Annotated in this window: 9 protein-coding genes; 6 read left to right on the top strand and 3 right to left on the bottom strand. The window is 55.1% G+C overall.

Going from position 1 to position 12592, the window contains the following annotated elements; translation table 11 throughout:
* Window positions 1-55 precede the first annotated feature (55 nt).
* The 3 genes from Poly41_RS15915 to Poly41_RS15905 all read left to right on the top strand — a co-directional run bounded on the left by Poly41_RS15915 (window position 56) and on the right by Poly41_RS15905 (window position 2202).
* On the top strand, window positions 56-445 hold the full coding sequence (locus Poly41_RS15915; RefSeq protein ID WP_146527559.1) for an acetyl-CoA carboxylase biotin carboxyl carrier protein subunit: 390 nt from the start codon (window positions 56-58) through the stop codon (window positions 443-445).
* Window positions 446-501: 56 nt separating this feature from the next.
* Window positions 502-945: an OadG family transporter subunit gene (locus Poly41_RS15910; RefSeq protein WP_146527557.1), complete on the top strand. Its 444-nt coding sequence runs from the start codon at window positions 502-504 to the stop codon at window positions 943-945.
* Window positions 946-1053: 108 nt separating this feature from the next.
* On the top strand, window positions 1054-2202 hold the full coding sequence (locus tag Poly41_RS15905) for a sodium ion-translocating decarboxylase subunit beta (RefSeq protein WP_146527555.1): 1149 nt from the start codon (window positions 1054-1056) through the stop codon (window positions 2200-2202).
* Here the strand turns inward: Poly41_RS15905 and Poly41_RS15900 are convergent.
* Window positions 2191-3666, bottom strand: a complete 1476-nt coding sequence (locus Poly41_RS15900; protein ID WP_146527553.1) for an SGNH/GDSL hydrolase family protein — start codon at window positions 3664-3666, stop codon at window positions 2191-2193. The genes Poly41_RS15905 and Poly41_RS15900 overlap by 12 nt on opposite strands.
* Before the next feature lie 5 nt (window positions 3667-3671).
* Window positions 3672-4937, bottom strand: coding sequence for an outer membrane protein assembly factor BamB family protein (locus Poly41_RS15895; RefSeq protein ID WP_231615690.1), 1266 nt, complete (start codon window positions 4935-4937; stop codon window positions 3672-3674).
* A gap of 179 nt (window positions 4938-5116) precedes the next feature.
* Here Poly41_RS15895 and Poly41_RS15890 point away from each other — a divergent pair, with 179 nt between their 5' ends.
* Window positions 5117-7954: a tetratricopeptide repeat protein gene (locus Poly41_RS15890; RefSeq protein ID WP_146527546.1), complete on the top strand. Its 2838-nt coding sequence runs from the start codon at window positions 5117-5119 to the stop codon at window positions 7952-7954.
* A 152-nt stretch (window positions 7955-8106) separates the two neighbouring features.
* On the opposite strand, the gene Poly41_RS15885 is transcribed toward Poly41_RS15890, so the two are convergent.
* On the bottom strand, window positions 8107-9825 hold the full coding sequence (locus Poly41_RS15885; RefSeq protein WP_146527544.1) for a hypothetical protein: 1719 nt from the start codon (window positions 9823-9825) through the stop codon (window positions 8107-8109).
* Between the two features lie 177 nt (window positions 9826-10002).
* On the opposite strand from Poly41_RS15885, the gene Poly41_RS15880 reads away from it, so the two are divergent.
* Entirely contained in the window at window positions 10003-10884 is an 882-nt protein-coding gene (locus Poly41_RS15880; RefSeq protein WP_146527542.1) for a sugar phosphate isomerase/epimerase family protein, read from the top strand.
* A 126-nt stretch (window positions 10885-11010) separates the two neighbouring features.
* Window positions 11011-12327, top strand: coding sequence for a Gfo/Idh/MocA family protein (locus Poly41_RS15875; protein WP_146527540.1), 1317 nt, complete (start codon window positions 11011-11013; stop codon window positions 12325-12327).
* The last annotated feature ends 265 nt before the right edge of the window (window positions 12328-12592 follow it).

The following is a 12592-nucleotide window of genomic DNA, read 5'->3' as shown; positions in this document are numbered from 1 at the left end:
GATTCCCGCCCGCTCGGTCCATCCTTCACGTTGATTTCCTTGAAAGAGTTTAAGAATGAAAAAGCTGAGAATCACGATTGGCGATAAAGCCTACGACGTGACCGTGGAAACACTCGAATCGGAATCGTCTCCGCAACCCTGGACCAACCGTCCCGCTGGCCCGGCGCCCTCCTCGGCTCCTCCGCCCGCAGCGGTCAAAGCAGCCCCTACCGCACCGAAACAAACGCTTTCTCGCGGTTCGATCACCAGCCCCATGGCGGGCGTGATTTTGTCCATCGACGTCGAAGAAGGCGAAAGTGTTGAGGATGGTCAACTGCTGTTGGTGCTCGAAGCGATGAAGATGGAAAACCAGATCATTGCACCTGCCGCTGCCACGGTGAAGAGTCTGCTTGTCGCCGTTGGCGAATCGGTCCAAGACGGACAAGTGCTCGTTGAACTTGAGTAAACCGAGACCTCCGGTTAATCAGAAACTGATTCGATCCACACAGAATATTGATTCCGATGTTGCTTTCGCTACAGACCGCTGTCGTGCCACTCTTCACGATCAATACCGAGGCTTTGTTTGAAGAAACAGGGCTGCCGCTGGCCATCATGGGGATGTTTGTTGTGTTTAGCGCGCTGTTGATTCTGATTTTTTGTGTCAGCATGTTGCCTCGCGCGATGGTCTTGCTCGACAAGTTCATGCCTGCAACTCCGCATCACGGAGCCGCGAAGCCGAAACCAAAGCCCAAAAAGAAGGAAGCGAAAGCCGCCAAGGCGGTGGCGGATGTTGGGGGAGTTTCGGAGGAAATCGCGGTCGTGATTGCCGCCGCAGTTGCTCAAGTGATGGACCAACCCCATCGTATTGTTCGGACCCGACAATTGACCGCAGCCGAGTTGGCTTGGACGTTACAGGGACGGATCCGACACCATGCTTCCCATAAGCTGAAACCACAAGGTCGCTAGGTTCGCTCCGGGGATTTCCCCTTTGGTGCGGATGTTTTTAGTGTCATGAAACCATATGAATTGACGTCTTTCCCTTGAACCGACAAGACGTCAAAGGATGTCTCGCTGATGATTCTGTCTTCTTACTTCCTCGACAAGCTTCAACAACTGCTGAACACGACCGCGTTTCCAAATCTCGAACTTGGAAACACGATCATGATTATCATTGGGCTGATTTTCGTCTACTTGGCGATTGCCAAGGATTACGAACCGCTGCTGTTGGTTCCGATTGGTTTCGGGATTGTGGTGGGCAACATCCCGGCGGTCGCCGGCATGCCGTTGAGCGTGTATGACGAAGGTAGCGTGATGCAGTACCTTTACTTTGGTGTATCCAAAGGGGTCTACCCGCCGCTGATTTTTCTCGGAATCGGGGCGATGACCGACTTTTCGACCATGTTGTCGAATCCAAAACTGATTTTGCTTGGCGCGGCGGCACAGATTGGTGTTTTCGGGACGTTTGCGGGTGCAATCGCTCTCGGTTTTAGTCCCAACGAAGCGGGCGCGATCGGGATCATTGGTGGGGCAGATGGTCCAACTGCGATCTTCTTATCGGCTAAGCTGGCCCCCGAGTTGCTTGGTGCGATCGCCGTCGCCGCTTACTCGTACATGGCACTCGTTCCCGTCATTCAGCCACCGATCATGAAGCTGTTGACGACGAAAAAAGAGCGACTGATTCGGATGAAGACGTCGAGGCAGGTTTCCACCCGCGAACGGATTCTGTTTCCGATCATTGCCTTTTTGGTTTGCACGCTGCTTGCCCCTGGGGCCATTGTGCTGATCGGGATGCTGTTCTTCGGCAATTTGCTTAAGGAATGCACCGTGACCGAACGTTTGGCTGTGACGGCAAGAACAGGCATGATTGATATCGTGACCATTCTGCTTGGGTTCTGTGTAGGTGCCAGCACCAGTGCACCCTATTTCCTCAACTACAACTCGATTTTGATTTTTGGTCTTGGAGCCTTAGCGTTCTCGGTCGCCACGGCGGGTGGTTTGTTGTTTGCAAAATTGATGAACCTGTTCTTGACTGAAAAAATCAATCCACTGATCGGTGCCGCGGGTGTCTCCGCGGTTCCCGATGCAGCGCGAGTGGTGCAGATGGTTGGACAGAAAGAGGACCCACAGAACTTCCTGCTGATGCACGCGATGGCGCCCAATGTCGCCGGCGTGATCGGATCGGCAATTGCTGCTGGGGTCTTGTGGTCACAACTAGTCAAGTAGGGCTCGACCCGCTGCCCATTGTTGTAGCCCCTTGAGCCGTTGGCGGCCACGGTGAAAATAGCTTTCGTTCAGGGTGCCAAGGTGGTCGATGATCGCTTGATCACGATCTTGCTTCGTCGAATCCAACGAATCGTCGTCCATTTCGACCCACCGCAAGGCCGCGAGCAAGCGAAACAATTCGTCTGCGATTCGTTGGTGTCCCTCCACCGTCGGATGAACATGGTCGACAAACCACTTGGGATCAGCATAGCGAGTCGTCCTGGGTTCGGCCAATAATTCCGGCGTATCGAGTAGCGACACGTTCGGAACGCCGACTAGCTGTCGAACGATCTGTTCCATTGCGGAGGTGGCACGCAGCGGACAAACGTCATGGTCTCGAGCCTGTAGCAACCAAGTTGCAGCCTCGTCGGCTTGCCCGTGCGATCGCGCATCGATGCCAAGCATGTAGGCGGCACCGGCATGATCCGGGTCAAGCTGCAAAAGCGAGCGACAGGCGGCGAGTCGTTGGTCGATGGGGCGGACCGTGTCACATGCCTTTTTCCAGAGCGCTGCCTGCTCCGACCTTTGGTCTTCCGTGAGGGAGCCAGGAAATGCGACCTTAAACGGTGGCGTTTTTACGACATCCGAGGCGGGAACACAGAACAGAAGTGGCACGTTTGCGGCTTGGCAAGCCACGATCATTCTTTGTAGCGAAAGCTCAAAATGGTCCACGACCTGTTGATGCCATGCCGGATCGCGGTGATAGGCATCGAGTCCGTTGTGTTTGTCGAGACGGGCCTGCACCTCCGCAGCCAATTGTGTTGGCTGAGATGTCGGGTCAGCGTCTTGGTGGATCCACTGTGACGCGAGTTCGACCGATCGAAGGTGACTCGCCGACGCGAGCAGGCGTGCGGCCCAGCGGGGAACGCGGCGCTGGGGGGCGTAGGTCCGATCTTCTAGGAACTCGTTGTGCCCGGTATAAACGATGATGCCATCCGGTTGGTAATTCAGCACTTCCTTGACGATGGCAGCCACCCGATAACTGGCGTAAGAAACGCCACCACAATTGATGACCTCCCACGGTGGATCGGGGTCGACCACACGGAGCTGCAACTCCAAGAACTTTGCAAACGACGTTTCCGTCGCGTAGGGGCGACCCTGAACGGTCGAGCCTCCTACAACAAACAGGCGTTTTCCTGTTTTTTGCAATGCAAACGACGCGGGCTGAAAAAAGTTGTAGCGCTCTTTCGGGATGCTCATCCGCTGACCCGTCGCGTCGACTTCGAACAGCGGACGCAATTGATGGAGGTCCACAAGCGGATCGTTGTCGACGGCATCTTGAATCGGCTCCGCCGATTTCGGGTAAGCGAGCCGCAAACTGAGCTCGATCAGCAGCAGCGGCAGCACCCCGACCAAGATCGCGAAAATGCGAAACAGACGCTTGCGACTTCGCGGGTGTGTCTCGGCGGATGAGGAGGATCGCATCGGATTTATTCAAGTTGTCGGCTCACACGGTAAAGATGTTGCGGCGTGCGAATCAGCAGTGAATCGGCAACGGGGACGGGGCTCGCCACGGTAAAGGGCTCTTCGTCTGCGACGGAGTTGGTGGCGAGCAGCGTCGGTTGTTCGGCATCGAGCGGACCGATCACAAACGTCGTCGCATTCTCTTGCGTGACATACAAATGGTTGTCGGTAATCAGTGGCGAACTGCTGAACCCGTGCCGCGATTTTGGGAGTTGTAGTTCCCAGATCGCAGTACCTGTTTCGAGATCGACGCAGCTGACCAAGCCACGATTCATTTTGCCATCACCGACAACATAGACCTTGTCGTCTTTGGCAGCCGGGGTTGGGACGTCACTGCCCAAATCATCGCGGAACCAGACAATCGCATCTTTCCCTTTGCCTGCGGCAAGCTGCGTCATGTTCACGGTCGTGATCGTTTCGCCTCGTGAATAGGGACACACAATCAATTCACCTTTGGCAACGGGTGATGCGATGGAGCGGAAGAATTCTTCGCCCCGCGGGTTGAAGCCCCCCAAACGCGCGATCTCTTCACCTGAATCGGCCCAATGGAGCGTCAGGTGATCGGCGCCCATGACCGCGATGCCCGATTTTCCGTTGATTCGAACATTGAGAGGGGTCGCGTAGCTCTGTGCGGCTTCTTTGGGTGCATCGGTGATGCGATCGGTTCGCCATAGCTCGTCACCGGTTTGTTTGTCAAAGGCTACTAAATAGCTCGGCCCCGATTGCATGACCGCAACCACGATGGCGTTTTCGGTCAGCAGGGGCGAAGTCCCCAGGTCCCACCAAAGGGTATCTTCACCGTAGCGGTCCTGAAGATTGGTTTGCCAGATCACCTGTCCGTCCCTGTTCACGCAGGCCAAATCACCGCTGCGGAAGTAAGCAAAGACGAACTGGCCATCGCTCACTGCGGAGGGATTGCTGCCGCCACCTTTACGGTGTTTGTTGCCGCGGTCGGTTCCGAGCGAAACCTTCCAGATAAACTTTCCCTCCGCCGTATCGATCGCCGCGAGGTTGTTGTTTCCATCGGCTCCGAAAGTGAGGAAGGCGATTTTTCCGGCCAGCACGGGGGTGCTGCCCCCGGTTCCCGGCAACTTGAGCTTCCACAGCACGTTCGACGACTCGGACCACTCGATGGGGAATCCGCTACCGGAGGCGACGCCACGCTGAGCCTCGCCCCTCCATTGCGGCCAGCTCGGCTCTTCGCCCTGGAGATTAAAAAAAGAGGCTAGCATGAGCAGCGCAGCGGTGGAAATCGGATAAACAGTGGGTTTTCGGGTGAATCGATTCATTCGGAAGCGTGATTTAGAGGAAAACGGTGGGGAGGACGGTCGATGTCTCGACCGCTTTGCTAGAATTCTATCGTCATTTGTCAGTGGTGTGATCACACCCTCATTGTTCCCGGTTGGCTTTCATGACTCGAACCCGCTTGATGATTGTTTTCGTTGTCGCCTGTGGCCTATCGCTCCACGGCACGTTGCCAGTGCATGCGGGGCAGGGAACCGATGGAGCCTCCCCAGGTCGGGAATCGGCTGCAGATCAGAAAAACCCGATTTCCATCGAGCAGTTGTCTGCGGACGACTATTCTCGTCGCCAGCAAGCCACGATGCAAATGTGGCGTTTGCGTGAGGTGTCCCGGCAAGCGGTCCAGGACGCGTCTCATCATCCTGACCCGGAAGTGGCGGATCGAGCCAATTGGATTTTGCGGCAATGGCGTCGCGGATCGCTGCCGGACACCCCACCGGAAATCGCAAGATTGCTTGAGGGCAATGACGACCCAGAGGTGCTTGAGGAGTTGATGGATGCGGGGCAGTTTCGGGCCGTCGTGGTCGCGATCGAAGAATCGGCGGGGACGGCTGATCGCGACCTGTTGCATCGGCGACTCGCCGCCGCCTTGACTCGGAGGTTTCCGGTCTATGTTCGTTTGGCCATCCGCGACGATACCACCATGGATCTGTTGCGTCTCGTCGACTTGATCGCGGATTCGAAAGAGATGTCCGTCTGTCGAGTTCAATTGATGCAAGAACTCGGTCTGGAGGTCGATGATCGTTCGTTGCTACCGAGTGCGTCTGAGCACTGGTCACCGCTGTTGAAGCTGCAATCCAAAATTGTCGTCCTTGCTGTCTTGGGACGAATCGATGAAGCTGCCGAGATCGCCAGACAAAGCGGAAATGATTCGCTGGTGAGGGTCTGCAAGATGCTCGCAGGCCAGTGGCAAGACCTGGCCATCCAAGCGGTGGCCTCGGCGGAAGCGGTCGGTCCGGACGCCATCGAAGCGATCCCGTTTTGGTGTCATGCGCTGGTGGCGGCTGATCGCTGCGACGACGCGGAAATCCGTCGTCAGGCGGTGGCGTCGCTGTGTGGGGACGTCGACAAGGCGACCGATCCGATAACGGAGCGTTCCCCAGGAGACGACAATGACTCCGATGACGAGTTTGGTTTCATGCGTCAGCTTCGATGGAAGTGTTTGGCGAGTCACGGATACGTCGAAGAAGCCGTCGAGCAACTCAGGGAGATTCGACCCGATGCGGCTGCCAAGTTAGCGATTGCTGCGGCGCGGACCGATTTGGCCTTCGAAATCCTCGATTACCCCTACGATCAAATCGACTTGCAACTCGCGAATTGGATCCATGCAGCAATCGATGCACAGCGAGCAAATGGCTCCAGTAAGCTTGACCCAGGGGTGCGACGTGTTTTGTCGCTGATGCACTGTCTGATCGCAGTGGGTCGTGATCAAGACGCGTGGACGATTGCCAGTCGTTTGTCGGATTCAACGATCCCGGTTGGCGACGTTCGAATTCGCGACTATGTGCTTCAGTCACTGACGCGAACCCAGCGAACCGATTGGCTTGCTCGGTTGGCGGTCCGACCTGGTGAGAATGCGATCACGGGGACCTCGGAACAGTTTTTGATCTTGTCGGTCCCTGACATGGATTTAACAACATGGAAATCGCTGACCGAGTCGATGGCTCGGTTGAAGCCGGCGGTCCCTTTTGCCCGCCGTATTCAGATGATTTATTCGCTCTGCAACGGTGAGATTCCTCGGGGATTTGATCCCGAGAAGGATTTTGCGAGTCTGTATGAAGAATTGGTCACGGGGCGAAACGCCTTGCCGCCTTCGATTCGCCAGGCGTTTGTCCGCCGGATCACACCGCGCTACCTCAATTCGAACATCGTCTCCTTTTTTGCACGCCATGGTCGGGCGGAAGCGGCGTCGAATTGTTTGCTGACCCTGCTTCAGCGTGGCGACCTTGAAGCGGCCATCATGCTTGCCGAGGATCAGCTGGACCACGGCCGTGCCGAGCAAGCGAGCGAATCCTACGATAAGGTTTGGGAAGCGGTCGCTGCCCCGACGACTCGTGGTACCTATTTTCGTCAAAGCTCCGATGAAACTCATTTTTTGGCAAAGGCGCTTGTGGGTCAGTGGGTCTTGTCGCGTCGCTTGGCCCACACACAGCAGGCGGCGGAGCTAGAGCGTCAGGTCCGGTTGACTCTCTGTTCGCCTTCGACCGAGCTCCGCCGGACGCTGCTGGAATATCTCAGTGAACGGGGGGAAACCGAGATGGCGGTGCACGGGTACCGCACGCTGTTGCCGCTGACAGCGTTTGGTTCTGCCGAGTCGACCGAATTGTATGACGTGGCCCGTGTCTATGCAGCGATCATCCATGATACCGATCCAAGGGAAGCAGCCCGTTGGCTCGACTTGGCCGTTGGTGGAACGTTCGAGTCCACGGACTTTCATCCTCCTGCCTATATCTCGTTGAATGTCTTCGTCCGTCGCTGGGCACTCGAAGCCGCGATCAAAGACCAAGATATCGATGCAGCGAAGCAACATCTTGATCGTATCTACCAGCTGGATCCGATGGACATCGATGTTGCCGAACGTCTGCTTCCGATGATGAAAGGTACCATGATGCAGGATGTTGCTTCCGGTGCATTCGATCGGATTTGGTCCGCCGGGCTCCGCTACCTGCGAACCTACCCTTTCGATTCCATGGCTGGAAACAACTTGGCATGGGTCGCGGCCATGAACCAACGCCATTTGAAGCAAGCAACAAGGATTTCGGAACAAGCGGTCTACTTTGAACCCGACAGCGCGATCTATCGAGATACGCTTGCTGAACTGCTGTTTCTGGCGGGTGAAACGGAGCAAGCCTTGTCGATTGAGAGGAGCTGCATTCTTGACGATCCCGGCCAGTGGCATCTGCATGAGCAGATGGAAAAGTACACCAAGGCGATGGACGGTGGTTAGACGATCGCAGGTAACCTAGAAGCTATCCGAAAAGGGGTCTGACCCTCTCTTGGTCTGAGCGTATCGGTAGCGAATCCATTGGAAAACAACGAGTTTTTTTAGCAATCGAAACGTCGGTCGACAAAGGGTCAGACCCCTTTTCGGATAGCTTCTTAAAGGGGTTCGACGTCGAGCCGATGGAATCGGTAACGACAATCGTATGCACCCAAAAACAATTTCGACCTGTCAGGCGTCGACCAATAATCATCCAACGACAAGTCGTCTCGCTTGCCTTGCCAGTCGATGATTTGTCCTCCATCGATTTGTACTCGCACGCCATTCTTCCGGACGGTGACGATGATTTGCGACAAGCGACCTTGCTGAAGCACCGCACCTGTCCATGTGGTTTCGTTGCCAACATTCCGCCCCGCCACGTTTTCGATCGCACTCATCGTGTTTTCTTGTTTCCCAAAACCTAGCAAAGTCAAGAACCGACGGTCGCCGGAACGTTGTCCCAAGATCAGGCCCGTCGGCGGATCAAGCGGCTCCACAATCAAGGTCATGCGGTATTCCTCGGGTGGGGTGTAGGGCAATTCGATGCGAACGCCGTACGCTTTGGAACTCTCGAGCTTGCCGTCCTGGTGGGTCCATTGGCCGACCTGCCAGCACTGGATTGGATCAAGGCGATCCAATAAGTCGAATACATTTCCGGGTTGAGTGGACCGCAAAACCGTGGAACGCGATGGCGGCGCTGTTGCTTTCCCCACGGGGACGACAAGGTCTTGGGACAATGCAATGGGTTGAGGGTTGTGAGCGGGATCGTTTCGCACTTGAAAATAGCCCCACAATTCAACGCGTTCCCCCCCAGCCAGCGTTGCGTCGACACGGTAGCTTACCGGCGTCGGTCGATCGAAGCGGCCAAGGCTTGCAAGCTTCGGCGCATCGTCAGCCCACTGCTGTGGCCGTTCGATCCAGGCACCGTTGATCGCGGTTTGTAGCCGCACTCGCAGCGAATCAACGTGTACCCCATCAGGCCAATCGAGCCTTAAATTCACATCCTGATCCGGAGCCGGGACCATCGGATCGGGCAAGGCTCGAAAGCGAGTAAAAAGCTCTAGTTGTGGGGTCGCGGCGATGGGCTCGGGGTGCCACTGCATTCGCGACTTTTGATCCTTGTCAAGCCAAGATTCGCTAAGCCATCCGTTGTATTGTCCCAGGCTCATCACGGAGCCGTTTCCGGGCTCGGGGTGCGGAAGCCCAACGGTATGGCCGCAGCCTTCATGGTAGATCACACAATCGCAGCCTCGGTAGGGAACACGCCATCCGTCGCCACTAACCAATCCCCAACCGACACCGCGATTGGCGAGGTAAGTGGCTCTCGCACCACCGGACGCAGCGCCAGGAAAATGCTGACCTTGATTCAGATTTCCTTCAAATTCAAGGGTTCCATCTTGTTTCGGATGCAAACGATAGAAATCATCAAGCGGGCGCCAATTGATGTCGCTGAGGACTAACAAAATTCGAAACGCCTTACTCTCGTCTTTGGCGAATTCCAGTCGACGGTCCGCTTCGCGAAGCGTCTGGAAAAAAATCGAATTTGCATCACCCGCCCGTAGCTGCTCGGTCGTGTGTTCCGAAAAAAACGGTTCCGCCAACGCGATGGTCTTCATCAGGGATTGAGACCCAAACTCACGCTGATGAAACAACTCGATACGACGGCAATAGTAATCGACTCGATCGCGCCAATCGGGCAGTGGTTGCCGATCCGAAGGGACGAAGTAGACAACGGTCACCTCGATTTTGTCCGTCGAGTGTCTTCCGTCCCAAGTGGTTGTTGCTTGGGCGAACGGCACGAACGATGCAAGCACGAGCAGAAAGCAAATGGGTTTCATGTTAGATCGAAGGGAATGGAGGGGTGCGACAATTCGCGTCATGCGGCGATCGGGCAATGCACGCCCATGGATTTTGCGGATGAGGTACATTCTGTTCTCCCCGAGGCTAAGATCCTGAGGCTAAGATGTCGTTCCTTGGATCACGCAACACTTGTTTTACCAGAGAAGGATCATTCCATGTTATCCGTTCGTTCCCTCAGTCGTCGCCGCGTGATCCTTTCGGGTGCCGCGCTAGCCACTTCCGCAATCGTTGGGCCTCGTCGTTTGCTTGCAGCGGCCGATCTCGAATCGAAGTTGAGGTTTGGTATGGTCACGTACCTTTGGGGGAAAGACATGACGTTGCCTGAACTCTTGAATCAATGCACCGTGGCGGGCATTGGGGGCGTCGAACTCCGTACCGAACACGCCCATGGCGTGGAGCCGACTCTGTCGAAGGCCGAGCGACGTGATGTGCGCAATCGTTTTGCCGAGTCCCCCGTGGAATTGGTGGGCTATGGTTCCAATTGTGAATATCACAGTGACGATGCGAACCGGGTCAAGGCAAATATCGAGCAGACCAAGCAGTACATCCGGTTGATGCATGATTGTGGAGGGACGGGAGTGAAGGTGAAACCGAATGGATTTTCCAAGGGTCTCTCACGCGAAAAATGCATCGTCCAAATCGGTGAATCTTTGAACGAAGTTGCCGCCTATGGCGAGCAGTATGGCCAAAAGATTCGATTAGAAGTGCACGGGAAAGGCACCAGCGAATTGCCCGTGATCCGAGAGATTTTACAGACCGCCACGCATCCCAACTTGTTTGTTTGCTGGAACTCCAACCTCGTGGATCTTGAGGGTCAAGGGCTCGAAAAGAATTTTGAAATGGTCAAGAGTCGATTAGGTGATACGGTTCACGTCCGGCAATTGGATCTTGGCGATTACCCCTATCCACAGCTGATCGAACTGCTGAAGTCCGCTGCGTTTCAAGGTTGGATCTTGCTGGAAGCCCATTCGAACCCCGAGAACAAGGTGAAAGCGATGATTCAGCAGCGTGAAGTCGCCGAGCGATTGATCGGTTAGGTTCCGCGTCCCTGATTTTTCCTGGCATCCGACATCTCGAGACCTTTTGGGTTACAATTCGGGTGCGTCCCTATTGTTGCATTCCTTTACCCACCTACGTCTGCTTTTAATCGAAAAGGCACCTTCATGACCAATCGACGTGATTTTCTCAAAGCCTCTGCCGCAGCTGGAGCGGTTTCCTCGGTTCCCTATTTTGCTTCGACTCAAAAAGCATTTGCCAATGACGCGGCAAATGACCGACCCGTGATTGGATGCATCGGCTTAGGTGGCATGGGACGCGGTGACCTGGGTGGTCATCGTCAATTTGGTGACGTGGTTGCGTTGTGCGATGTCGACACACAGCAGATCGCTCGAGCCAAAGAACGTAACGAGGGAAAAGGGGACGAGTACACCGACTATCGTGAAGTACTCGATCGCGATGACATTGACGTAATTAGTTGCGTCACGACCGATCATTGGCACACAAAGATCTGCATCGAAGCTCTTGAGGCGGGCAAGCATGTCTTCTGCCAAAAACCTTTGACGCTCACGCTGGAAGAGAACCAACTCATCCGCAACGCCTGCGATAAGCACAAGGACAAAGTCTTCTTTGTCGGGACGCAGCAGCGTAGCGACGGCAACAAATTCCTTCGTGCCGTTAATATGGTGCAGAAAGGACTGTTGGGAGACATCAAGAAAGTCACCGTTGGAATCAACGGAGGCAGCGTTGGCGGCCCGTTTAAAACGACCACGCCGCCCGACAGTTTGGATTGGGATTTTTGGTTGGGCCAAGCTCCCAAAGTGGATTACATCCCGCAACGATGTCATGGTACGTTCCGATGGTGGTATGAGTACTCGGGCGGAAAGTTCACCGATTGGGGCGCTCATCACATCGACATCTCCTTATGGGCGCTCAAGCAAAACGATGCAGGGACCGGACCGGTTTCCTTTGATGGCAGCGACGCTCATCATCCGGTACCGTATCAAGATGGCTATCCCACGGTGGACGACTGCTATAACACGGCAAACGATTTCGCCATTCCATGCAAATTCGCCGATGGCGTCGAAATGGTCGTCGATAGCCGGAGCGACAACGGAATCTTGTTCGAAGGATCCAAAGGGCGTATCTTCGTCAGTCGTGGCAAGATCACGGGAACGCCCATCGAAGAAGGTTGGGATAAAGGGAAGTTCGATCAGGACGATTTGTCGGCTCTTTACAAAGGCAAGCCATTCGAAGGCCACAAGAACAACTTCTATCGTTGTATCCGCGAAGGCGGATTGCCGGTGTCGGACGTCTACAGCCATCTGCAAACGATGAATTCGTGTCACTTGGCCGCAATCGCCGCGAGATTAGGCCGCGAGATCAAATGGGATCCGAAAGCCGAAAAGATCGTTGGCGACGAACAGGCCGCTGCGATGTTCGCTCGCGAGCAACGCAAAGGCTTTGAAATTCCTCGCGTTTAGACGTATTTTTTCTTTCACGTCGCCACCGTCGCACGCGAGCTTATCTACACGGTATTGCTCGCATGGTAGGTGATTGATCCTGAGGGATGTGCGATTTATAAGTTGCGGTATCGGATTGAGAAAGACATATACGGTCGTAGATGGGGATGAAATGCTCGCTGCAGAGTAAAACCAAGTGATATCTAACTTCCCCTGATTTCACTCGGAGCAACGAGCAATGTCGAAAATAACCTATCACGTCGGACTGGACTATCACCAACACAGC

Origin of the sequence: Novipirellula artificiosorum, from assembly GCF_007860135.1 — a bacterium.
In the GTDB taxonomy this organism is placed as follows: Bacteria; Planctomycetota; Planctomycetia; order Pirellulales; family Pirellulaceae; genus Novipirellula_A; species Novipirellula_A artificiosorum.
The sequence above is the reverse complement of the archived record's forward strand: the minus strand, read 5'-3'. Positions and strand labels throughout refer to the sequence as shown.